Raw genomic sequence first — 22,257 nt, 5'->3', positions numbered from 1 at the left:
TAGGTGCCTCAGTACGAGATACAGGCCGAATGCCAAGCCGTGTAGAAGTCGAAGACCTCCGGCGAACACTCCGGCGGTCCGTACTGGCTCGCTTTGTCGCCCACGTGCGGCAGATGCGCGTACGCGCCGACGCCCGGCCGGTTGACGTGCAGCATCCCGGCCTCGAAGCGCTCCAGCGCCTCGAACGCGCGGGTCTGCGAGGCAGTGAACACGGTCCCGGACATGCCGTACTTCACCGAGTTCGCGATCCGCAGCGCGTCGTCGAAGTCCTCGGCGTCCACCACCGCGAGCACAGGACCGAACACCTCCTCCTGGGCCAGTTCCGCGTCCCACGGCACGTCCCTGATGACGGTCGGCTGCACATAGCAGCCCTCCGGCAGATCCGGGCGCTCCGCGCGGCCGCCACCGCACACCACCTTGCCGCCGTCGCGCTGCGCGCCCGCGACGGCGGCGAGCGCCGCGTCAAGACGGGCGGGGTCCACCACCGGGCACAGCTCGGACGCCGCGTCGAAGCCGGGGCCCACCCGCAGATGCGCGACCCGGGCGACGAGCCGCTCCAGGAACTCCTCACGCACCCGTACGTCGACGACGGCCCGGCTGGTCGCCGAACACCGCTGCCCCGCCTGACCGAACGCGCCGTGCACGATCGCGTCGACGGCCTTGTCGAGGTCGGCGTCGTCGCACACCACGACCGCGTTCTTGCCGCCGAGTTCGAGCTGGGTCCGCAGCAGCCGTCCCGCGCCGCCCGTGTGGATCGCGGTGCCGACGGGCAGCGAGCCGGTGAAGCTGATGCCGGCGACGGCCGGGTTGGCGACGAGCGCCTCACCGGCCGCCGCGTCGCCCTGCACCAGGTTCAGCACCCCGTCCGGAAGCCCCGCCTCGTGGAAGACGTCGACGAGCAGCGCCGAGGTGAGCGGGGTCAGCGGCGACGGCTTGAGGATCGCGGTGCAGCCGGCGAGCAGCGCGGGCGCCACCTTCCACATCGGGATGGCGAGGGGGAAGTTCCACGGCGATATCAGCCCCACCACGCCGATCGCCTTGCGGAAGGTGTACGCGAACGTGCGCTCCTCCTCCGCGGGGGCGGTGACCCCGCCCAGCAGACGGGCCTGCCCGGCCGTGAACTCCAGGACGGCCATGGCCCGTTGGACCTCACCGGTGGCCTCCTTGAGCAGCTTCCCCTGCTCACGCGTGATCGCGTACGCCAGTTCCTGCGAACGCCGCTCCAGGACGCGCAGCGCCTTCGTCAGGAACACCGCCCGCTTGATGGGCCCGATGCCGCGCCAGTGGTCGAGCGCCCGCCGGGCCTCGTCGACCGCGAGGTCCACGTCGGCGCCGCCGGACTCCGCGAACTCCCCCAGAACATCGGAGAAGTCGGCCGGATTCACATCGGGGCGCCGCAGCCCCGACTGCGCCGCGACCCACTGCCCGCCGATGTGGTTCTCTGTCAGATGCCCCGCCACTTCGAACCGTGTGTCGCCCGGTGCCACAGCCATGCCCATGCTCCTTCGCAGCCGGTGGGAACGTCCTGGCCACCTTCGCCCGCCCAACAGCGGGTGAACAACGGGTGATCTGCCAATACCGGGTATAGGGGCTTGCTATGTGTGGGGTCCTCAGGCGGCGGCCACGCGCACCGGATGGTCAAGGATCTGGTTGTTGAGGTAGCCCAGTTGGTTCCACGGGACGTGGGCGGGCTGGGTGCGGCCCGTGTCGTCCGTGGCGCGAATCGAGAGGGTGTGTTCGCCCGGCTCCGGGTTCCAGGGGAAGTACCAGCGGGTCCAGGCGCCCGCCTCCCGGGAGCCGGTGAGGCGGGCCTCGTGCCAGGGGCCCCGGTCGATGCTGTACGCCACGGAGGCGATGCGCTGCTCGCCGGCGAAGGACCGTCCGCGGACGAGTTGGGGCTCGGGATTCAGGTGTGCGGGCCAGTCGAGTTCCACCAGGCTGGTGACCGGGAGTTCGTTGATGGGTGTGCCGAGGACCGGACCGTGCGCCGGGTGGCCGGGACCGATGAGGACGTAGTCCTCGGTGTTCCAGGGGACGTGGATCGGGGTTCGGGACACCACGATGTGGCCCACCCATTTGATGCTGGCCGCGCCCAGCCAACCCGAGACGACGACCCGGGCCGGGAAGCCGTGGTCGGGTGGCAGCGGCTCGCCGTTCATGGCCAGGGCGAGGATCGTGTCGTCGGCCAGCGCCTTGTCCAGCGGCATGGGGCGGCGGGCGCCGCACTCGTCCAGCGCCACCGGCATGACGTCGTGGGCGTCCGGGCCGATCCCCGCCGCCTCCAGCAGGTCACGGAGCCGTACGCCGGTCCACTCGGCGGTGCTGACCGCGCCACGGCCCCACGGCGTACCCGCGATGCGCTGACCGTGCTGCCGGCCGAACAGCACACGGCGGTTGCCCGCGCACTCGATCGTGCGCGTGACGGAGACCAGCGGAAACGCCCGCCACAGATCGGCGTAGCCGAAGGTGACGGGCGAGCGCACGGCGTCGCCCCCGATCCGCAGGGACCACTGGTCGGCGTCGATCCGGGGCGTGGGGGAGTGGCTGCGGACGAAGAAGCGGTCGTTGGGGGTCAGGTGGCCCGGCATCCGGTCCGCCCTGGTCCCGAAGTCGAGCCCGGTACCGGTGTCCTCCATGACCTCGGCCGAGGTCGGCTTGACCACTCCGGGCACTGTGCTGGTTGCCGTGTCGGTTGTCGTCATGCTTGTAGCTTCGGTGTGTGGCGTCCGGGCCGGTAGCCACTCGTTCCCTATGAGCCCATAAGCGGGGTCTATGTCCTTACGTGGTTGGGGGCGCTCCCTTCGCCAGCTGCCGGGCGATCACCCGGAGCGCCAGTACCTCGTCCGCCCCCTCGAAGATCGACAGGACGCGGGCGTCGACGAACAGGCGGGACACCGCGTACTCCTCGGCGTAGCCGTAACCGCCGTGCAGCTGCTGGGCCTCCCGGGTGACCCATTCCGCGGCCCGGCAGGCGAGCTGTTTGACCTGGGCCGCGGCCAGGACACCTTCACCCGCCGTGATGGCACGGGCGGCGGTGGCGGTGAAGGCGCGGCAGGCCGCGATGTGGGCGGCCATGCGGGCCAGCTTGGCCCGGGTGAGCTGGAAGGAGGTGAGGGGGTGGCCGAAGACGGGGCGTTGCCGCGCGTGCTCCAGAGCGAGTTCGAGGGCCGACTGCATGACGCCGACCGCGCGGGCCGCCGTCTGTAGGCGGGCGTTGGCGAAGGCCTGCATTTGCAGATAGAAGCCGCGGCCCAGGCCCTCGTCGAGGCCGATGAGATCCCCCGCCGGGACCCGGAAACCGTCGAAGGTGACCTCGTACGAGTGCATGCCGCGATAGCCGAGCGTGCGGATCGCACGGCCCGCCGCCGAACCGCCGCCGTCCTGCGTGACCTTCCACTCGTGGCCCGGGAACGACGGCTTCTCGACGACGAACAGCGACAGGCCGCGGTGACCCACCGTACGGTCCGGGTGCGAACGGGCCAGTACCAGAAGGTAGTTGGCGCGTCCGGCGAAGGTGCACCACGTCTTGACGCCGTTCAGGACCCAGTCCTCGCCGTCGCGCACGGCGGTCGTGGTGATGCCACCGACATCCGAGCCGTGGTTGGGCTCGGTGACGGCGACAGCGCACAGTTTCTCGCCGGTCGCGATGCGCGGCAGCCAGCGCCGCCGCTGCTCCTCGGTGCCGCCGCGCGCGATCGCCGTACCGATGATCTCGGGCCGGGTGATGAGCGATCCCGCGGCGCCGAGCGAGGCCCGCGACAGCTCTTCCGTCACGACGACCATGCTCAGCAGCTCGTCCGCGCCGCCCTCGGCGAAGCCGCCGTACTCGGCGGGGATCGAAAGGCCGAAGCAGCCCATCTCTGAGAGGCCGTCGACGATCTCGGCCGGGATGTCCTCGTCGCCCGCGTGGATCCGGTCGGCGACCGGCTTCACCTTCGCCTCGGCGAAGTCACGGAACGTGGAGCGCACCAGCTGCAGTTCGTCGGAGAGGTGGCGCGGCGCCGCCTCGCCGCCGGCCGCGATGACACGCTCGGCGACGGCGTCGAGGAACGCGGGCGCGCGCCCGGCCGCGACGTGCTCGGCGACCCCGTCGAGCGCCGTCGACCCGTCCAAGCCCCACAGGGCTTCGCGGCCGACCGTCCGGCCCGCCAGGTCGGCGGCCGTGTCGGCGGCGAACAGCAGCGCCAGGTCCGCCTCGGCCTCACTGTGCGATCCCAGGTCGAGGAGGTGACGGGCGGCGGCGACCGCCGAGGACACCGAGGCGATGTCGTACGGGATGGTCTGGTCGTCGTCGGTCGCGGGGATCGCGGCGAGGCGTGCGGAGGCCTTGCCGACGACCGCCTCCAGCGCCTCGACGAGCGCGGTCGCACGCGCCAGCGACGTCGTCACGACGCCACCCGCTCGAACACGGCCGCCAGGCCCTGGCCGCCGCCGATGCACATGGTCTCCAGGCCGAACCGGGCCCCGCGGCGGTCCAGTTCGCGCGACAGCGTGGCGAGCATGCGCACACCGGTCGCGCCCACCGGGTGGCCCAGCGAGATTCCGGAGCCGTGCACATTGGTGCGCTTCAAGTCCTTCTCGCCGAACCCCCACTCACGCATCACGGCGAGCGCCTGCGCGGCGAAAGCCTCGTTCAGCTCGATCACGTCGATGTCGGAGAGGCTGAGCCCGGCGCGGTCCAGGGCGACGGCGCTCGCTGGGACGGGACCGATGCCCATCGTTTTCGGCGGCACCCCGGCCACACCCCACGAGACGAGGCGCACGAGCGGACGCAGCCCCAACTGCTCGGCGTGCTCGGGGGTGGTGACAACACACATCGCCGCGGCGTCGTTCTGCCCGCTCGCGTTGCCCGCCGTGACGGTGGCCTCCGCGTCGGAGTGACGCAGGATCGGCTTGAGGCGGCCGAGGGACTCCAACGAGGTGTCGGCGCGCGGGTGTTCGTCGGTGTCGACGACAGTGCCCTCGTCGCCGCGGCGCCGGCCGGGCACCGTCACGGGCACGATCTCCTCGGCGAGGACACCGTCCGTCTGCGCTTGCACGGCGCGCTGGTGGGAGGCGAGGGCGAGCCGGTCCTGCTCCTCACGGCCGATGGCGTACTCGCGGCGCAGGTTCTCCGCGGTCTCCAACATGCCGCCGGGCACCGGGTAGTGCCGGCCCCCTGCGGTGGAGCGGGCGCGCGCGAGGCCGTCGTGCAGCTGGATGGCGGCGCCCTTCGCACCCCAGCGCATGTCGGTGGAGTAGAACGCCGCGTTGCTCATGGACTCCGTGCCACCCGCCACGACGACCTCGTGCGCGCCGGTCTGCACCTGCTGGGCGGCGTACAGCACGGCCTGGAGGCCGGAGCCGCAGCGGCGGTCGAGGTGCAGGCCGGGGACGGTGACGGGCAGGCCCGCGTCCAGGGCGACGACGCGGCCGATGGCGGGCGCCTCGCTGTTGCCGTTGCAGTGGCCGAGGATGACGTCCTCGATGACCTCGGGATTGAGACCGGTGCGCTCGAGGAGGCCCTTGAGGGCGGCGACACCGAGGTCGACGGCGGTGAGGGACTTGAACATGCCGCCGTAGCGGCCGATGGGGGTGCGGACGGGTTCGCAGACGACGGCTTCACGCATGGGGTGCTCCTTATCGGGGTGAGGTGTTCGGATACGGGCCGGTGACTCGACCGGGCCTACATGAACCTCCCGCCCGTTACCTCCAGCACCGTTCCGGTCATGTACGACGACAGGTCCGACGCCAGGAAGAGCGCCACGGAGGCCACCTCCTCGACCTCGCCCGCGCGCCGCATCGGGATCTCGGCCATCTTCTGGTCCCACGCCTTCTCCGGCATCGCCTCGGTCATGGCGCTGCGGATCAGGCCGGGCTGGATCGCGTTGACGCGCACACCATGGTGGGCCATCTCCTTGGCGGCGGCCTTCGACAGGCCGACGATGCCGGCCTTGGCGGCGGAGTAGTTGGTCTGCCCGACCATGCCGACCTTGCCGGACAGCGAGGAGATGTTGACGATCGCGCCGCGCTTCTGTTCGCGCATCACGGCGGCGGCCTTGCGGGTGCCGTTCCAGGTGCCCTTGAGGTGTACGTCGATGACCTGGTCGAAGTCGTCCTCGCTCATGGTGCGCATGGTGGCATCGCGGGTGATCCCGGCGTTGTTGACCATGACGTCGAGGGAGCCGAAGGTGTCGATCGCGGCCCGGATCAGGGCGTCCACCTGGACGGCCTCGGTGATGTCGCAGCGCACGGCGTGGGCGACGGAGGGCCCGCCGAGTTCCGTGGCGGCGGCCTCGGCGGCGTCCAGGTTGAGGTCGCCGAGCACGACCCTAGCGCCCTCGCGGACGTAGGCCCTGGCGATGGCGAGCCCGATGCCCTGGGCGCCGCCCGTGATGACTGCGGTCCTGTCGGCCAGTAGAGCCATGGTGTCTTCAGCTTCCTGTGGTCATGGTGAACGGATGCGGCGCGGCTCGCCGTGGACGGATGACGCCCGCCTCGCCGAGCTTCTCCAACTCGGCGTCACCGAGACCGAGTTCGTCGCGCAGTACGTCGTCGGTGTGCTGGCCGACCGTGGGTGAGGGGGCGGGCGGGCACTGGGTGTCGGCCATGACGACGGGGGAGCCGGGCGCCCAGTGCGCGGGTATGCCGTCCTGGCCGACGCGTGCCATCAGCGGGTTCTCGCGCAGCAGTTGGGCGTCGTCGGCGGCGAGGTCGGCGAAGCTGCGGTACGTGGACCACAGCACGCGCGTGCGGGCCAGTGCCTCCTGGGCCTCGGCGAGGGTGTGTGTCGCGAACCAGTCGGCGAGCAGTTCGCCAAGAACCTTGCGGTGGGTGTAGCGCGCGAACTCGTCGGAGAGGTCGGTGCCGAGCGCGCGGCCGACGGCGTCGACCGCGTCGGTGAGCCCGGTGGCGCCCAACAGGCCCTGCCAGTGCCGGTCGGTGAGGGCGACGACCATGAGGCGTCCGCCGTCGGCGGTGGCGAAGTCGCGGCCGAAGGTGCCGTAGACGTAGTTCCCGGCGCGGGCGCGCGGAGTGGGGTCGAGCTGGGCCTCGGCGAGGTAGCCGAGGTTTCCGGCCGTCGCCAGGGCCACGTCCTCCAACGCGACACGTACCTGCTGGCCCTCTCCGGTACGCAGCCGGTGTCGTTCGGCCGCGAGCAGTCCGACGGCGAGGTAGAGCCCGGCGGCGACGTCCCAGGCGGGCATCAGGTGGTTGACCGGGTCGGGTGTGCCTTCGGGGCCGGTGAGTTGGGGGAATCCGGTCGCGGCCTGCACCGTGTAGTCGACGGCGGCGGACCCGTCCCGGCGGCCGGTGAGCAGTACGTGGATCAGGTCGGGGCGGCGGGCGGCCAGTGTCTCGTACGAAAGGGCCTGGTGGCGCTCGGAGTTGGCGAGCACGATGCCGCCGCCCGGCCCGCCCCCGGTGGCCAGGTCCGCGACGAGCTCGCGCCCCTCCTCGCTCCGCAGGTCGACCTCTACGCCGCGCTTGCCTTTGTTCAGGCCGGACCAGTACAGGCTCGTGCCGCTGTCGGCGAGCGGGTGTCGGGTGCGGTCCGGCGCGCCGTTCAGCGGCTCGACGCGAATGACGTCTGCGCCCAGTTGCGCGAGGGTCATCCCGCCGAGCGGACTGGCCACGTAGCTGGAGAGCTCGACGATCCGCAGGCCCTCAAGGGGGCGGGACGTCGTGGGGTGAGGCATCTGTTCTCCTCTCATCAGGCCGGGAAAACCGGTCTCATCAAGCCAGGAAGACCGGTCTCATCAGGCCGGGAAGACCGGGCGTCGACGCTCCAGGAACGCGGCCCGGCCCTCCAAGAAGCCCTCGCCGCCGAGCAGTTCGACCTGCGCCTCGGCCTCCGCGTCGAGCACCGCGCCCAGGTCCTGCGCCTCCTGGGCGAAGATCCGCTTCGTGGCGGCGACCATCGCGGGGGAGGCGGCGGCGAGCCGCTCGGCCCGCTCCCGAGCCCGCACATCCACCTTCTCGCCCTCGACGATCTCGCTGACCAGGCCGATCCGCTCGGCCTCCACGGCGTCCAAGTCCTCGGCGAAGAGGACGAGTTCCTTGGCGCGGGCCGGCCCGACGCGCTGGGCGAGGCTCCAGCTGAGGCCGGTGTCGGCGGTGAGCCCGATCTTGGCGAAGGAGGCGGCGAACCGGGCGTCGTCGGCGGCCACGACGTAGTCGCACGCGGCGGCGAGCCCGAGGCCCAGGCCGTACGCGCCTCCGCGCACGGCGGCGACCACCGGCTTCGTCGAACACACCAGGGCGCGGGCCACGTCGCCCACGACGGCGAGGCGCTCGCGGGCGACGAGCGGGTCCTGCGACATGGAGCGGATGTCACCGCCCGCGCAGAACACCTCGCCCGCACCGGTGAGCACGATCGCCCGGCACTCCGGGTCCCGCTCGGACTCCCTTAGTGCGGCGAGTAGTTCGCGCCGGTCGGCGAGGTCGAGGGCGTTGCGCCGCGCTGGCCGGTTCAGGGTGAGGGTGTGGACCGGCCCCTCGCACGTCACGTCCACGGCGGGTTCGATCATGACCGGGCCGCCCGCAGCAACTGCTTGGCGATGATGACCTTCTGGATCTCGCTGGTGCCCTCATAGATACGGAAGAGCCGGGCGTCGCGGAAACAGCGCTCGACGACGGTGCCGCGCATGTAGCCCATGCCGCCGTGGATCTGCACGGCGAGGTCGGCGGCCTTGGAGACCATCTCGGAGCAGAACAGTTTGGCGGCCGAGGGCCGGATCCTGCGGTCCTCGCCGGAGTCGTACTTCTCGGCGGCGTCCACGACCATCGCCCGGCCCGCGAGCACACCCGTCTGGATCTCGGCGAGCATGCCCTGCACGAGCTGGAACTCACCGATGGGTCGCCCGCCCTGCTTGCTGGTCGCCGCGTGCGCGACGGACTCCTCCAGGATCCGCTCGGCCATCCCGACGCACAGCGCCGCGATGTGCACACGTCCGCGTACGAGGGACTGCATGGCCGTGCCGAAGCCGGCGCCTTCCTCACCGCCGACGAGCGCCGCCTTGTCGACGCGTACGTCGTCGAAGAACACCTCCGCCGTCCAGGCGCCCGCCTGCCCGGTCTTGGCGTCCTTCGGGCCGACCGTGACGCCCGGAAGACCCGCCTCGACGAGGAACACGGAGATGCCCTTCGTCCCGGACGCGTCCTCGCCGGTGCGGGCGAACACCACGAACAGGTCGGCGAGCGGGGCGTTGGTGATGAACCGCTTGCTGCCGTTGATGACATACCCGTCGCCCGCACGGACGGCGCGGGTGGTCAGGCCCGACGGGTCGGAGCCCGCCTCCGCCTCGGTCAGCGCGAACGACGCGACGGCGCCCTCGGCGAGCCGGGGCAGCCAGTGCTTCTTCTGTTCCTCGGTGCCCGCGTTGTCGAGGACCTTGCCCGCGATGCCGTTGTTGGTGCCGAACATCGAGCGGAACGCGGGCGTCGTGTACCCGAACTCGAAGGCCAGCCGGACATCTTCGGACAGGCTCGCCCCGAGCCCGCCGAACGCCTCCGGCAGCGTGTACCCGAACAGGCCCATCTCGACGGCCTTGCGGCGGATGTCCTCCGGGATGGCGTCCGTCTCCTCGATCTCGTCCTCGCGCGGGACGACGTCCTCCCGTACGAGGGTGTGGACCGCGGCGACGACCGCCTGGAACTCCTCGGCTTCCATCGTCAATCTCCCTTCTACGTAAGTCAGTTACGGGCCGTCAGATGTGCCAGCGCGTCGACGGCCACGGCGCCCTCACCCGCCGCGCCGAGCAGCAGCGGGTTGACGTCCAGCTCCGCGAGCTCGTCCGTGAGGTCGGCGGCCAGCCAGGACAGGCGGGTGATCGTGTCGGTGGCGGCCTCGACGTCGCGGGCCGGCTTGCCGCGCACCTCGCCGAACAGCCGGCTGCCGCGCAGCGACAGCAGCATGCGCCGGGCGCCCGCCATGTCCACCGGGGCGACGGCGACCCGGCTGTCGGCGAGCGCCTCGACGAGGATGCCGCCCAGCCCGGTGACCACGACCGGGCCGAACACCGGGTCGTTCTTGACGCCGACGATCAGCTCGGTGCCGCCGCCTTCGGCCATCCGCTGGACGAGGACGCGGGCGTCGTCCACACCGGCCTCGCGGGCGATGTGCAGCACGTCGTCGGCGGCCTCGCGGACCGCTTCCGCGCCGTCGAGGCCGAGCCGGACGCCGCCGATGTCGCTCTTGTGCCCGATCCGCTCGGACAGCAGCTTCACGGCGACGGGGCCGCCCAACTCCTCTGCCACGGCAGCCGCTTGATCCGCGTTCGCGGCCGGTCGTGAGGCCGCGGCACACACGCCGTAGGCGGCGATCAGCTGCGTCGACTCGTACTCGTCGAGCTGGGTGCGGCCCTCGGCGCGGGCACGGGTCAGGACGGCGCGGGCGGCCTCCGTGTCGACGTCGGCGGGCCGCTCGGGGGTCGGGAGTGCGGGCCGCAGGCTGAAGTCGGCGAGCAGGCCGAGGGCGCGGGCGGCCTGGGCGGGATCGGTGTAGCAGGGGATGCCCAGTTCGCGCAGCCGGGCGCGGGGCCGGCCGCTGCCACCCGTCCACACGACGACGAAGGGGCGCTCGGTGGAGCGGCACGCCTCGTCGAGGGCCTCGATGAGTGTGTCGGCGCAGTTGTCCGCGCAGCCGAGCAGCACGGCGATCATGTCGGTGCCCGGATGCTCGACCGCGACCTTCAACGAGCGCCGCAGGATGTCGGGTTCGGCGATGAGGCTGCCGGTGAGGTCGACCGGATTGCGCGGGGACCCGTAGACGGGGATGGCGGCGGCCATGGTGCGCTGCCACTCCTCGTCCCAGGCACGGACCTCGATGCCGTGACCCGCCGCCGCGTCGGCCATCAGGGCGCCCGCGCCGCCGGAGACGGACAGCGAAGTGAGCCTGCGGCCCGCCGCCCGGCGGCCGGTGGCGAAGATCTGGGCGGCCTCCAGCATGGACTCGGGGCCGTCCACGCGCAGGATGCCGTACTGGCCGACCGCCCCGTCGAAGACCGCGTCCTCACCGGCGAGCGAGGCCGTGTGGGACTGGGCGGCGCGGGCGCCCGCCTCGGAACGGCCGACCTTGACGGCGATGATCGGCTTGTCCCGCTCGTGCGCCTCCCGGGCGGCGTCCAGGAGACGGCGGCCGCCCGTGACACCTTCGAGGTAGGCGAGGATCACCTTCGTATCCTCGCTGCGGACCAGTCCGTCGACCAGCTCGGCGACCGAAAGGTCCACCTCGTTACCGGTGTTGAGGTAGTGGGAGATCCCGATGCCGAGGTTCTGGGCGGCGTTGAAGACGAAACCGCCGAAGGCGCCGCTCTGGCTGAGGAAGGCGATCGGGCCCTCGACGAGGTCGGCGTCCTCGTCGAGCGCGGAGGTGAAGGTGGGCAGCGCCCGCTCGCGGGAGGCGATCATGCCGAGGCAGTTGGGGCCGAGGACCCGCACCCCGCTCTCGGCGATCGCCGCCTTCAGGTCCTCCTGCAGCTCCACGCCCCGGCCGCCCACCTCGGCGAAGCCGGAGGCGCCCAGGATGGCGGCGGGGATGCCGCGCCGGCCGCAGGCGCGGACGGCGTCGGCGGACTGCTCGGCCGAGAGCATGATCATGGCGAGGTCGATGTCCCCGTCGATGTCGTCCAGGCCGCGGTAGGCGGTGAGGCCCTGCACCTGATCGCGCTTGGCGTTGACGGGCAGTATCCGGCCCGTGAACCCGAACCGCTTGAGGTAGTCGACGGGCCGCCCCGACAGCTTGGTGGGGGTGTCGGAGGCGCCGAGGATCGCGATGGAGCGGGGGTGAAGGAGCGAGTTCAGGGCGTCGTCGGTGCGGGGGTGGGCTGCGTGCTGCTGCACGGTTTCTCCTCGGGACTGCTCGGGACTGCTCGGGACTGCGACGCGAAGTGCGATGAGGGGAAGGTCAGTTGACGACAGCGGGAGGCGCTTCGGTCTGCCGCTCCTTGTCGATGGTTCTGGCCGACAGGGTGAGGAACGCGCGGGCCGCGATGAGTGAGATGACGCCGAGGACGACCACGAACAGGACCGGAAGTACGATCGTGCCGGACGCGGACAGCAGCGACTGCAGGATCACCGGCGCCAGGCCACCGAGCACGCCCGCGAGTCCGTACGCCGTGGAGATGCCGGTGTAGCGGACGTGGGCGGGGAAGGCCTGGGCGAACATGCCCGCGACGATCGCGTAGTACATGACGTCGGGGATGGTCGCGAGGACCGCGCCGGTCACGGCGAGCGGGAAGCTGCCGGTGCCGATGAGGGCGAACATGACCGGGATCGTGGGGATCTGGCAGGCCAGGATGACGGTGACGGCCTTGCGGACACCCCAGCGGGTGGCCAGCACGGCGCCGAGCGGCTGCACGAAGAACTGCACGATGCTGGCGACGAGGATGACGGTGAGGAAGTCCTGCCGGCCCATGCCGACCTCGCCGGTCGCCCAGGACAGGGCGAAGGTGTCACGTGCGTAGACGATGGCGAAGACGGTGAACGCGGCGCCGACACCGAGCAGCAGCAGCTTCGAGTGCTCCCGGAACAGGGTGACGACCGGCATCTTCACGGTCTGGTCGGCGGCCCTCAGGGACACCATCGCCGGGGACTCCTCCAGGCTGAGCCTGATCACCAGGCCGATGATCACCAGCAGGGCGGAGGCCAGGAACGGGATCCGCCAGGCCCACGCAAGGAGGGCATCGTCGGAGAGCCGGCCGACGGCGAGGAAGGAGAGGGTGGCCAGGATGCGGCCCGTGGGCGAGCCCTGCTGGGCGAAGGCCGCGAACATGAACCCGCGTTCCTTCTTGGCGTGTTCGGTGGTGATCAGGACGGAACCGCCCCACTCACCGCCGAGCGCGATGCCCTGCACGGTACGGAACACGGTGAGCAGGATCGGCGCGGCCACACCGATCTGCCCGTACGTCGGAAGACACCCGATGCCGACCGTGCTGACACCCATCAGCAGCAGCGTCGCGACCAGTGCCTTCTTGCGGCCGAGGCGGTCGCCGAGGTGCCCGAAGAGGATCGCGCCGAGCGGCCGGGCCAGGAAACCGACCCAGAAGGTGACAAAGGAGAGCAGCACACCGATCGCCGGAGGCACGTCGGCGAAGAACAGCGGGGCGAACACCAGGGCGGAAGCGGTGCCGTAGACGTAGAAGTCGTACCACTCGATCGTCGAGCCGAGGTAGGAGGCCCAGCCCGCTCTGCGGGCCATCTTCTCCTCTGCGGGAAGCCGTCTGCTCGGCATCTCGTCCCGTCCTTCCGGTCGGCCACGGACGTCGTCGTCCGGGCGTGGGCAGGGGAACTCTGCGGAAAAACAACGTGATCGCGCTCACAGGGAAGCTATGGCTGCCGACTGGTTTCGTCTAACACCAAAGTTCCGTACCGTTGATTCGGCAGCGCGACATAATCGCCGATGACCTGCGAGGAAACGGGAGTTCACGTGGAATTGCGTCACCTGCGGTCCTTCGTGACGGTCGCGGAGGAGCTCAACTTCCGGCGGGCGGCGGAGCGCTTGCAGATGTCGCAGCCGCCGCTGTCCCAGCAGATCAAACGCCTTGAACACGAGGTCGGCGTCGCGCTGCTGCGCCGCACGACCCGGCAGGTGGCCCTCACGGCGGCGGGGGAGGCGTTCCTGACGGAGGCCCGGCGGGCCCTGCGGGCCGTGCAGGAGGCGCCGCTCGCCGCACGCCGGGCCGCGAGCGGCCAGACCGGGGTGGTGCGGCTCGGGTTCAGCGGGCCCACGTCCCACGAGGTCCTGATCCTGATGACCCGGAAGTTTCGCGAACACCGCCCGCGGGTCCGCCTGGAGATCCACGGCCCGCTGTACGGCGGCGAGTTGGTGACCCGGCTCACCGACGACGAGATCGACGCGGGGCTGATGCGGCTGCCGGTCTCGGGCACCGGCATCCAGGCCCGTGAACTGAGCCGGCACGCCATCGTGGTGGCCCTCCCCGCGGGTCACCGGCTCGCCACGCGCGAGGACATCGGGATGGACGACATCCGGGACGAGCCCGTCGTCAGCCATCCCACCAACCGGGGCGCGGGCATCGTGGCACTGATCCACAGCGCCTATCTGGCCCACGGGTCGAGCCCGCGCATCATCCAGGAGGCGCCGGACACCCACACGATCCTGACGCTGGTCGGTGCCGGTGTGGGCATCGGCTTCGTGCCGTCCTCCGCCGGCCACCTCAAGGTCCCCGGCGTGGTCCTCATCCCGGCCCGTGACATCCCGCCGCTGCCGCTCGCCCTGGCGTGGCGGGCGGGCGACCCGAATCCGGCGCTGCACGCGCTGATCGGTCTGCTGGACGAGATCGCGGCGGACTGCGCGCCGGGGGCGGCGACCGCGTGAGGCGGCGGCCCGCGCGTGGTCAGCGGCGCTGGCGGACGTGCAGCGGCGGGGCGCCCGCCGGGTAGAGGTACTTGGCGGCGAACAGCGGGCGGCTGCCCCAGGACACGACCTGCGTGACGAGCGTCGCCGGAGTCTGCGCGGACCGCTCCATCGCCGCGCCGCGCTCCTCGCCGAGCAGGGTCGCGCCGACCGTGGAGCGGCCGGTGAGCGGGGCGTCGGTGGCGGCGAGCAGGACGGCGCTCATGCTGCGGTCGGACGACCCGTCACGGCGCGCGTCGGCCGTGCGGTCGAGGAGCGCCGGTCCTTCGGGGACGACCTCGGCGAGGGTGGCGTCATCGGCCGCCCACTCGTGCGCGAAACACGCGGGCACGCCGTCCGCCGTCAGCAGGGTCTCCCAGAACCAAGTGCTGTCGCTTCCGGAGAGCCGCAGGTGGTGGGCGGAGAAGTCGGTGGGCAGGTCCCGGCCGGCGGCGAGCCGGCGGCCTTCGACGTGCGCGGTGTCGAGCAGGTCCTCGACGGGTGAGAGGCGTTCGAGGCCGCGCGGCGGCAGCTGATGACTGACCCGGCTGCCCACCCCGTGCTTGCGGGTGATCACGCCGTCCTCCTGGAGCAGGATCAGCACCTCGCGCAGCGCGGGGCGGCTCACACCCAGCTCCACGGCGAGCGCCGGCTCGGAGGGAAGCACGGAGCCGGGCGGGAACGTGCCGTCGTGGATCGCCGCGACGATCCGCTCGTACAGCTCGACGCGGGGCGGTCGGCGGTGAGCCGCACGTGCGGTCATGGGGCGGTGCCTCTCGGTCATGTCAACCATTGTCCGGGTGGCAGTGATCATACATCCACCGAGCCCGGTGCGGGTTCACATCGAGCATGCACCAGAGCCAATACGCCGGTCAACAGCGAGAATCAACCTCTTGTCAGCGGGGCGATCCGTATTTACGCTCCATCGCAGAACTTCAGTTGTCAGACAACTGGGATCGAGTCGGATGCGAACTCTCTCCTGTCGCGGAAAGGCCCCCGGATGAACGCCCCCCTGCCTCTGCTCATGGACTGCGACACCGGCGTCGACGACGCCCTCGCTCTCCTCTACCTCGCCGGCACCCCCGGCGTGGAGCTGCGCGGTGTCACCACCGTCGCGGGCAACACCAGCGCCGAACAGGCCGCCATCAACACCCTTCAGGTGCTCGAACTCGCGGGCCGCACCGACATCCCCGTCGCGGCCGGCGCCGCCACCCATCTCACCGGCACCGACCCCGCGTACGCCACCCACGTGCACGGCGACAACGGCATCGGCGACATCCAACTCCCGCCGCCCACCGGGGACCTCGACCGGCGCGACGCCGTGCAGCTCATCATCGACGCCGCGCACGAGGCCCCCGGAGCCCTGCACATCCTCGCCACCGCGCCCCTCACCAACCTCGCCCACGCCCTGGAGCGCGAACCCCGGCTCCCCGAACTCGTCCGCCATGTCACGGTGATGGGCGGCGCCGTCCACCACCCCGGAAACATCGGCCCCCGCGCCGAGGCCAACATCGGCAACGACCCCGAGGCCGCCGCACGCGTCCTCGCCGCGGGGTGGGAGCTGACGATCGTCCCCCTCGACGTGACCATGCGCGAGCGCCTCACCCCCGCCCACCAGGACCGGCTGCGCGCCCACGGCACCCCGGCCGCCCGCTTCGCCGCCGACGCCCTCGACGTCTACTTCGACTTCCACGAGCGGATCGTCTTCCCGTTCCGCGCATCCGCCTGCCACGACCCGCTGGCCGCGGCCATGGCCGTCGGCGAGCTCGCGCCGGTCCAGGCGCCCGTGCTGCATGTCACCGTCGACGCCACGCAGGGCCCCGCGCGCGGCGAACTCGTCACCGACACCCGGGGCATGTACCGCGGCTACCCCCGCACGCCGGAGGCCAACGCCCGCGTACTCCTGGAGACCGACGGCACGTTCCCGGAGCGCCTCGTGGACCGGATCGTCTCCCTCGGCACACCGGCTGGAACCCCTCTGCCCGCCGCCGGAACCCCCTTGCCCGCTGCTGAATCCGGGGCCCTCTCGTGAGCCGCCCGGCTCCCGCCACGACCGCGGCGACCGCCGCGACCGCCGGGGACGCAGGCCTCGGCGGGCGGTCGCGCGGACTGCTGCTCACTGCGCTCATCGTCGCGGTGATCGCGTTCCAGCTCGGTGCCTCCATGGTCACCCCCGCGCTCCCCGAGATCGCCAGGGAGTTCGACGTCTCTGCGTCCCAAGTGGCGGGCGCCCAGGACCTGTTCTTCCTCGTCGGCGGCGTCGCGGGCGTCGTACTCGGCCGGCTCAGCGACCGCGTGGGCCGCCGCCGCATCCTGCTGGCCGCGATGGTCACGATGTGCCTCGGTGCGCTGATCGCCGCCCTGGCCCCCAGCGTTCCCGTGCTCATCGCCGGACGCATCCTCCAGGGCGCCTCCGGTGCCACCTTCCCCGTCACGTACATGCTGCTGCGCGACACCATGAGCCCCGCCAGGTTCGGCCCGGCCCTCGGGCTCGTCACCGCCATCAACGGTGGCGTCGGCGGGCTCGACGGCCTGGTCGGCGGCATCGTCGCGGACACCGTCGGATTCCGCTGGATCTTCGGTGCCATCCTCGTCGTCGGCCTGACCGCGATCGTCCTGCTGCTGCGCTTCCTGCCCGAGGCCGCGCCCAAGGACGGGCGGCGGATGGACTGGTGGGGCGCCGCCGCACTGTCCGCCGCGCTCGTCTGCGTCAACCTCGCGCTCAGCAAGGGCTCCGCACACGGCTGGTCGGCTCCGCTGCCGCTCGTCCTGCTGCTGGCCGCGCTCACCCTGCTCGTCGTCTTCTGGCAGACGGAGAAGCGCCGCACGGCCCCGCTCATCGCCATCGAGCACCTGCGCTCGCGCCAGGTGTGGCCGCTGCTCGCGACGACCCTGCTGACCCTGATGGGTGTCTTCTCCGCGATCAACTTCACGTTTGTCCTGCTCAGTCAGGACGGGGAGTTCGGCTACGGGATGAGCGCGACACTCTCCTCCCTGCTCTACCTCACCCCGCCCGCCGCCATCGGCCTGCTCTCCGCGCCACTGACCGGGTGGCTCGCGCCGCGCAAGGGCTGGCTGGTGCTGCTGCGCACGGGGCTCGGACTCAGCCTCCTCATCCTGCTCGGCACGGCCCTGCTGCCGGACAACCGGTGGCTGCTGTTCGCCGCGGCCTGCGCCCTCGGCATCGCGTACAACGGCCTGGCCATGACGCCGCTCAACGCGCTCGGCGTCGTCGTCTCCCCGAAGGACGCGCCCGGCGCGATCCCCGGCATCAACGCCGCCTGCTTCGGCATCGGCTCCTCGGTCGGCATCGCGCTCGTCGCCCCGGCGGCGGGATCCGGCACGCTCGGCGGCATCGAGCAGGCACTGTGGATCTCCGCGGGCTTCACCTTCCTCGCGCTGCTCGCGGCGTGTGTGCTGCGGCTCCCGGCGAGCGAGAACGGGGACAAGGCCCAGGCGTGACCGGGCCTCCCGGCGACCTATAGTCGATCTCATGAGTCGTTGGCAGGATCTGACCGGTGGAAAGTCCGGTGGCGAGTACGCCGCCCGTTTCGAGGCGCTGGCGCGCAGCGGAAAGGACATGCACGGAGAGGCGTCGTTCTGCGCGGCCCTCGTGCCCGCCGGGGCTCGCGTGCTCGACGCCGGATGCGGCACCGGGCGGGTCGCGATCCGCCTCGCGGAGCTCGGACACGACTGCGTGGGGATCGACCTCGACGCCTCCATGCTCGACGTGGCACGGGAGCGGGCGCCTCAACTGCCCTGGTACCAGACCGATCTCGCCGAGTTCGACCCGGCCGCCCTCGACATCACCCCGGACTTCGACCTCGTGATCGCGGCCGGCAACGTCCTGCCGCTGCTCACCCCCGGCACCGAGGCCACCGTGGTCGAGCGCCTGGCGGCGGCCCTGCGCCCCGGCGGCCTGCTGGTCGCGGGCTTCGGCCTGGACGCGGCCCACCTGCCGGTGCCGCCCACGATCACACTGCCGGAGTACGACGCCTGCTGCGCGGCGGCCGGACTGGCCCTCGTGGACCGGTTCGCGACGTGGGACGCCGCGCCGTACGACGACGGCGGCTATGCCGTCAGCGTGCATCGCGCCGCCGCCTGAAGCGGGCCGGGTGGACGTACGTGCCGTCCTCTCCGTCCTGCCCTACGCTCCGTGGGCATGCTGATCGAGCACCGTGGAAAACGCCCCGTGGTCCCCGCCTCCGCCTATGTCGCCCCGTCGGCCGTTCTGTGCGGCGCGGTCGTCCTGGGTGAGCGCGCGCGTGTCCTGCATGGAGCCGTCCTCACCGCGGAGGACGGTGAGGTACGTACCGGCCGCGATGTCGTGGTCATGGAGAACGCCGTGGTGCGGGGGAGGGCGAAACACCCCGCTGTGCTGGGCGACTCTGTGCTGATCGGGCCGCACACGCACATCAACGGGGCACGCGTCGAGGACGAGGTCTTCGTGGCCACCGGGGTGTCGATGTTCCCCGGCGCAGTGGCGGGAGCACGCTCGGAACTGCGCATCAACAGCGTGCTCCACGTCAACTCCCGCCTGAGCCCGGACACCGTGGTGCCCATCGGTTGGATCGCGGCCGGTGACCCCGCCCGGCTGTTCTCCCCCGACCGGCACGACGAGCTGTGGGAGGAACAAGAGGGCCTGGACTTCCCCGGCACCGTGTACGGAGTACCGCGTGACACATCGATGCGGACGGTCATGGAACGCCAGGCCGACTTCTATGGCGCGCACTTGGCGGACAGGCGCCTGCCCGACTGACCTGAGCGCAGGGCGACGGCCGGGCCCGGCGGAAGCCGGTCGCCCCGCGACCCCCGTCGCGGTGTTGCGCAGCGCGTGCGCGACCTGCCCGGCCAGGTCACCCGGCGAGAGCCGGGCACCGTCCGCGGTGCGGGCGATGGCTCCTCTTCAACGAACTGCGCCGCGCGATCCCCGCGGTGACCCAGAAATCGCTCACCGCGACACTCCGTCGCCCGATCGGCGTCCTGCTGGACTGGGCCACGACACACATGCCCGAGATCGAACGCGCACGGCGGACCTTCGACGCCGAGTGATCGGGCAGGCTCAAGTCCCGCGTGTGAGAAGAGCGTTGATCGGACGTACGCGTCGCTGGAGTCACCGGATCGACCGACGGTCTGCACACCGTCTTCACGCAGGTGAGGGCTGTTACCCGGTTATGACATGGCGATCTTGACGTGAAGGGACGGTGGGCAAGTAGGTTCGTGATGCACCGATTTACCATGACGAACCGGCGGACACCCGCCGGAAGGAGGGGGCGCTCCATGGGTTCCCACGCCCGACCCAACCGACTGCACCGGACTGGAGCCAGATTCGCGACCGTCGCGCTCTTCGGAGCCGTTCTGCCGATCACCGCCGGCGGCATCGCCCAGGCGGCCACGCCGGCCGCGCACTCCGCCGAACAGAACGAGGGCGCGTCGGCCGCTGACACCCAGGACGTTCCCGACGTCGCGGTCGACCACGCCTTCCTCCTGGACGCCCGTGACGGCAGCCAGGAGCGCGAGATGTGGGCCGGCGCCAAGGCCGACGACAGTGTGTCGATGGCCAGCACGACGAAGATCATGACTTCCATGATCGTGCTCAAGCACCCGGAGTGGCTCGACCGGCAGATCACGGTCAAGCAGGAGTACCGGGACTACGTCCAGGAGAACGGCGCGAGCACCGCCGACCTCCAGACCGGCGACAAGCTGACGGCCCGACAGCTGCTGCACGCCATGCTGATCCCCTCCGGCGGCGACGCCGCCATGGCCATCGCCGACAACTACGGCACCGGGGACACCACGGAGGCGCGGATCGCCGACTTCGTGAGCCAGATGAACGCCGAGGCCGCGCAGCTGGGCATGACCGGCACCCACTTCGACTCGTTCGACGGCATCTCGCACGGCGACAACCGCAGCACCGCCCGCGACCTCGCCAAGCTCGGCCAGCGCGCCATGCTCCAGCCGATCTTCGCCGACGTGGTGAAGCTGAAGAAGTTCGAGGCCGAGGCCCCGGCGGCCAACGGTCACACCCGGTACTACACCTGGGAAACCACCAACGACCTGCTGAGCAGCTACAACGGCGCCCTGGGCATCAAGACCGGCAGCGGCGAAGAGGCCGGCTACTCCCTGGTCTTCGCAGCGAAGCGGGACAACCGCACCCTGGTTGGCGCGATCGTCGGAGCCGACAAGGAGGTCTTCGGCGACGCCACGAAGATCCTCGACTGGGGCTTCGCGCACTGACCGGCCCCCTCTGACACACCGAAGGCCCGCCGCACCCCCGAGGGTTGCGGCGGGCCTTCGACGTACGTGCGTCGAGTGGGCCGATCAGTCCTCCGGCGGAGGCGGCACCGGGGCGCCCGCCGGAGGTGCGATCTTCGAATAGGTGCGGGAGACCGGTGTCTCGCCGCCCGCGGTCTCGTCGTGCTGCTCGGGGCGGTCCTCCGGCGGCAGCAGCGCGGCGCGCTTGGCGCCCGGGTCCCAGCCGGTCTCCACGACCCGCTTCTGCCATGTGACGGCCGCGGCCAGGATGAGCAGGCCGACCACGAGCATGAGGATCACGCCCGCGACGTCACCGGCCTTGGCGACGTTGCCGAGGATCAGGCCGAGCCAGCCGAAGTCCGCGTCGCCGAACGTGGTGTTGGCCGAGCCGAACGAGCCGAGGACACCCAGCAGGAACGCGGGCAGGAACGTGATCAGCACACCGTTGAGGAACGCCCCCAGCGCGGCGCCGCGGCGCCCGCCCGTCGCGTTGCCGAAGACACCCGCCGCACCGCCCGTGAAGAAGTGCGGGACGAGCCCCGGCAGCACGAGCGCCGTGCCGAACGCGGGCTTGAAGACACCGACGAGCAGCCCGAGGCTGACCAGGCCGCCGACGAACGAGCAGATGAAGCCGACGAGTACGGCGTTCTGGGCGTAGGGGAAGACGATCGGGGCGTCCAGGGCCGGGATGGCGCCGGGCACGACCTTCTGCGCGATGCCCTGGAAGGCGGGGACCAGCTCACCGAGGATCGTGCGGACGCCGAACAGGATGACGGCGACGGCGATGCCGAACTGGAGGCCCTGGCCGACCGATGACATCAGGTAGTTGCCGACACCCGTGGAGGGCGTCCCGCCGCCCGTCGCGAACGCCTTGAACGCCTCCGTCTTCCCGACCTTCGCGAGGAAGACAATGGCCATGATCAGGTAGATGAGCAGCATCGACAGGGCGGTGGCCACCATCGAGTCACGCAGGAAGCGCAGGCCCTCGGGCAGGTTCATCTCCTCCGTCGAGCGGCTCTTCTTGCCGACGGCCTGCCCTGTGGCGCCGGAGAGGATGTACCCGGCCGTTCCGAAGTGCCCGACGGCGACGGTGTTGTTGCCGGTGACCCGCTTGGTCCAGGGATGCGCGAAGGCGGGCATCGCGACGAGCATGATGCCGAGCAGCACCGCGCCCGCGACAACCACGATCCACGACGTGACACCGGCCGTGGCCATCACCATCGTCAACAGCGTTGCCATGAACAGCATGTGATGGCCGGTCAGGAACACGTACGAGAGCGGAGTGAAGCGGGCAAGGAGCAGGCTGAAGAGGAAGCCGAGGATCATCAGCCACGCCACGCGCGAGCCGTACTCGGCCTGTGCGATGCCGACGATCGCCTCGTTGGTGGGGATCACACCGTGCGAACCGGTGGCGCCCGTGATCATCGTGCCCAGCGGGGCGAGCGAGTTGGTGACCAGGGTGGCGCCCGCGTTGATCAGCAGAAAGCCGAGGGTCGCCTTGATGGCACCGCCGATGACCTGTCCGGCGGACTTCTTCAGGGCGACGAGGCCGACGGCCGTGATGATGCCGATGAGATAGGCGGGGACGCTGAGGATCTCGTTGACGATGAATTTCGCGATGTCGACGAGGGTGTTCATGGGGACTCCTGGGAAGGGGAGCGGTGGGG

The 22,257-nt window shown here is 71.3% G+C and carries 18 protein-coding genes and 2 pseudogenes; 7 read left to right on the top strand and 13 right to left on the bottom strand.

Features of this window, described 5'->3' with window-relative positions; translation table 11 throughout:
- Positions 1-8 precede the first annotated feature (8 nt).
- The 10 genes from ACWD2L_RS23120 to ACWD2L_RS23075 form a co-directional block, all read right to left on the bottom strand.
- A complete protein-coding gene (locus tag ACWD2L_RS23120; protein WP_451191000.1) occupies positions 9-1,493 on the bottom strand; it encodes an aldehyde dehydrogenase family protein in 1,485 nt (494 codons plus the stop codon).
- A 117-nt stretch (positions 1,494-1,610) separates the two neighbouring features.
- Complete coding sequence (locus ACWD2L_RS23115; protein WP_451190997.1) at positions 1,611-2,702, bottom strand: sulfite oxidase; 1,092 nt, start codon at positions 2,700-2,702, stop codon at positions 1,611-1,613.
- 76 nt (positions 2,703-2,778) lie between these two features.
- Positions 2,779-4,389 (bottom strand): acyl-CoA dehydrogenase family protein, encoded by a 1,611-nt coding sequence (locus tag ACWD2L_RS23110; RefSeq protein WP_451190994.1) that lies wholly within the window; start codon positions 4,387-4,389, stop codon positions 2,779-2,781.
- Positions 4,386-5,609 (bottom strand): acetyl-CoA C-acetyltransferase, encoded by a 1,224-nt coding sequence (locus tag ACWD2L_RS23105; protein WP_451190991.1) that lies wholly within the window; start codon positions 5,607-5,609, stop codon positions 4,386-4,388. The genes ACWD2L_RS23110 and ACWD2L_RS23105 overlap by 4 nt, the downstream gene beginning before the upstream one ends.
- A 56-nt stretch (positions 5,610-5,665) precedes the next feature.
- Positions 5,666-6,406 carry a 3-oxoacyl-ACP reductase FabG gene (gene fabG / locus ACWD2L_RS23100; RefSeq protein WP_451190988.1) on the bottom strand — a complete coding sequence of 247 codons (741 nt, stop codon included), beginning with the start codon at positions 6,404-6,406 and terminating at the stop codon, positions 5,666-5,668.
- A gap of 7 nt (positions 6,407-6,413) precedes the next feature.
- A complete protein-coding gene (locus ACWD2L_RS23095) occupies positions 6,414-7,679 on the bottom strand; it encodes a CoA transferase (RefSeq protein ID WP_451190985.1) in 1,266 nt (421 codons plus the stop codon).
- A gap of 60 nt (positions 7,680-7,739) precedes the next feature.
- Entirely contained in the window at positions 7,740-8,510 is a 771-nt protein-coding gene (locus tag ACWD2L_RS23090) for an enoyl-CoA hydratase/isomerase family protein (RefSeq protein ID WP_451190981.1), read from the bottom strand.
- Positions 8,507-9,652, bottom strand: a complete 1,146-nt coding sequence (locus tag ACWD2L_RS23085) for an acyl-CoA dehydrogenase family protein (RefSeq protein WP_451190978.1) — start codon at positions 9,650-9,652, stop codon at positions 8,507-8,509. The genes ACWD2L_RS23090 and ACWD2L_RS23085 overlap by 4 nt, the downstream gene beginning before the upstream one ends.
- 23 nt (positions 9,653-9,675) lie before the next feature.
- On the bottom strand, positions 9,676-11,823 hold the full coding sequence (locus ACWD2L_RS23080) for an acetate--CoA ligase family protein (RefSeq protein WP_451190975.1): 2,148 nt from the start codon (positions 11,821-11,823) through the stop codon (positions 9,676-9,678).
- 64 nt (positions 11,824-11,887) lie between these two features.
- A complete protein-coding gene (locus ACWD2L_RS23075) occupies positions 11,888-13,213 on the bottom strand; it encodes an MFS transporter (protein ID WP_451190972.1) in 1,326 nt (441 codons plus the stop codon).
- 195 nt (positions 13,214-13,408) lie between these two features.
- Here ACWD2L_RS23075 and ACWD2L_RS23070 point away from each other — a divergent pair, with 195 nt between their 5' ends.
- The gene (locus ACWD2L_RS23070) at positions 13,409-14,317 is read left to right on the top strand and encodes a LysR substrate-binding domain-containing protein (RefSeq protein WP_451190969.1); all 909 of its coding nucleotides are present in this window, start codon (positions 13,409-13,411) and stop codon (positions 14,315-14,317) included.
- Between the two features lie 19 nt (positions 14,318-14,336).
- On the opposite strand, the gene ACWD2L_RS23065 is transcribed toward ACWD2L_RS23070, so the two are convergent.
- Positions 14,337-15,119: a GntR family transcriptional regulator gene (locus ACWD2L_RS23065; protein WP_451190966.1), complete on the bottom strand. Its 783-nt coding sequence runs from the start codon at positions 15,117-15,119 to the stop codon at positions 14,337-14,339.
- Positions 15,120-15,335: 216 nt separating this feature from the next.
- On the opposite strand from ACWD2L_RS23065, the gene ACWD2L_RS23060 reads away from it, so the two are divergent.
- Genes ACWD2L_RS23060 through ACWD2L_RS23045 form a run of 4 tightly spaced genes read left to right on the top strand, consistent with a single transcriptional unit; the run spans position 15,336 to position 19,094 of the window.
- Positions 15,336-16,367 carry a nucleoside hydrolase gene (locus ACWD2L_RS23060; RefSeq protein ID WP_451190963.1) on the top strand — a complete coding sequence of 344 codons (1,032 nt, stop codon included), beginning with the start codon at positions 15,336-15,338 and terminating at the stop codon, positions 16,365-16,367.
- On the top strand, positions 16,364-17,797 hold the full coding sequence (locus ACWD2L_RS23055; protein WP_451190960.1) for an MFS transporter: 1,434 nt from the start codon (positions 16,364-16,366) through the stop codon (positions 17,795-17,797). Before ACWD2L_RS23060 ends, ACWD2L_RS23055 begins: the two co-directional genes overlap by 4 nt.
- A 31-nt stretch (positions 17,798-17,828) precedes the next feature.
- Positions 17,829-18,440, top strand: a complete 612-nt coding sequence (locus tag ACWD2L_RS23050) for a class I SAM-dependent methyltransferase (protein WP_451190957.1) — start codon at positions 17,829-17,831, stop codon at positions 18,438-18,440.
- A gap of 57 nt (positions 18,441-18,497) precedes the next feature.
- Positions 18,498-19,094 (top strand): gamma carbonic anhydrase family protein, encoded by a 597-nt coding sequence (locus ACWD2L_RS23045; RefSeq protein ID WP_451190954.1) that lies wholly within the window; start codon positions 18,498-18,500, stop codon positions 19,092-19,094.
- Between the two features lie 30 nt (positions 19,095-19,124).
- Here ACWD2L_RS23045 and ACWD2L_RS23040 read toward each other — a convergent pair.
- Positions 19,125-19,238, bottom strand: a pseudogene (locus tag ACWD2L_RS23040) (RidA family protein); the annotation flags it as partial.
- Between ACWD2L_RS23040 and ACWD2L_RS23035 the strand changes: the two are divergent.
- Positions 19,223-19,387: pseudogene (locus ACWD2L_RS23035) on the top strand (winged helix-turn-helix transcriptional regulator); the annotation flags it as partial. The pseudogenes ACWD2L_RS23040 and ACWD2L_RS23035 overlap by 16 nt on opposite strands.
- A gap of 228 nt (positions 19,388-19,615) precedes the next feature.
- Positions 19,616-20,572: a D-alanyl-D-alanine carboxypeptidase family protein gene (locus tag ACWD2L_RS23030; RefSeq protein WP_451190951.1), complete on the top strand. Its 957-nt coding sequence runs from the start codon at positions 19,616-19,618 to the stop codon at positions 20,570-20,572.
- 84 nt (positions 20,573-20,656) lie between these two features.
- Here ACWD2L_RS23030 and ACWD2L_RS23025 read toward each other — a convergent pair whose 3' ends face one another.
- Positions 20,657-22,228, bottom strand: a complete 1,572-nt coding sequence (locus ACWD2L_RS23025) for a PTS ascorbate transporter subunit IIC (RefSeq protein ID WP_451190948.1) — start codon at positions 22,226-22,228, stop codon at positions 20,657-20,659.
- Between the last annotated feature and the right edge of the window lie 29 nt (positions 22,229-22,257).

Source organism: Streptomyces sp. NPDC002754 (genome assembly GCF_053592315.1).
Note: the sequence above shows the minus strand (reverse complement) of the source record. Positions and strands in the feature narration are given on the sequence as shown.

Excerpts from the sequence above, each read along its gene's own strand:
- ACWD2L_RS23050 (WP_451190957.1), top strand. The coding sequence starts at position 17,829 with ATGAGTCGTTGGCAGGATCTGACCGGTGGAAAGTCCGGTGGCGAGTAC.
- ACWD2L_RS23090 (WP_451190981.1), bottom strand. The coding sequence starts at position 8,510 with ATGATCGAACCCGCCGTGGACGTGACGTGCGAGGGGCCGGTCCACACC.
- ACWD2L_RS23045 (WP_451190954.1), top strand. The coding sequence starts at position 18,498 with ATGCTGATCGAGCACCGTGGAAAACGCCCCGTGGTCCCCGCCTCCGCC.
- ACWD2L_RS23095 (WP_451190985.1), bottom strand. The coding sequence starts at position 7,679 with ATGCCTCACCCCACGACGTCCCGCCCCCTTGAGGGCCTGCGGATCGTC.
- ACWD2L_RS23065 (WP_451190966.1), bottom strand. The coding sequence starts at position 15,119 with ATGACCGAGAGGCACCGCCCCATGACCGCACGTGCGGCTCACCGCCGA.
- fabG (WP_451190988.1), bottom strand. The coding sequence starts at position 6,406 with ATGGCTCTACTGGCCGACAGGACCGCAGTCATCACGGGCGGCGCCCAG.
- ACWD2L_RS23085 (WP_451190978.1), bottom strand. The coding sequence starts at position 9,652 with ATGGAAGCCGAGGAGTTCCAGGCGGTCGTCGCCGCGGTCCACACCCTC.
- ACWD2L_RS23115 (WP_451190997.1), bottom strand. The coding sequence starts at position 2,702 with ATGACGACAACCGACACGGCAACCAGCACAGTGCCCGGAGTGGTCAAG.
- ACWD2L_RS23060 (WP_451190963.1), top strand. The coding sequence starts at position 15,336 with ATGAACGCCCCCCTGCCTCTGCTCATGGACTGCGACACCGGCGTCGAC.
- ACWD2L_RS23075 (WP_451190972.1), bottom strand. The coding sequence starts at position 13,213 with ATGCCGAGCAGACGGCTTCCCGCAGAGGAGAAGATGGCCCGCAGAGCG.
- ACWD2L_RS23025 (WP_451190948.1), bottom strand. The coding sequence starts at position 22,228 with ATGAACACCCTCGTCGACATCGCGAAATTCATCGTCAACGAGATCCTC.
- ACWD2L_RS23120 (WP_451191000.1), bottom strand. The coding sequence starts at position 1,493 with ATGGCTGTGGCACCGGGCGACACACGGTTCGAAGTGGCGGGGCATCTG.
- ACWD2L_RS23030 (WP_451190951.1), top strand. The coding sequence starts at position 19,616 with ATGGGTTCCCACGCCCGACCCAACCGACTGCACCGGACTGGAGCCAGA.
- ACWD2L_RS23105 (WP_451190991.1), bottom strand. The coding sequence starts at position 5,609 with ATGCGTGAAGCCGTCGTCTGCGAACCCGTCCGCACCCCCATCGGCCGC.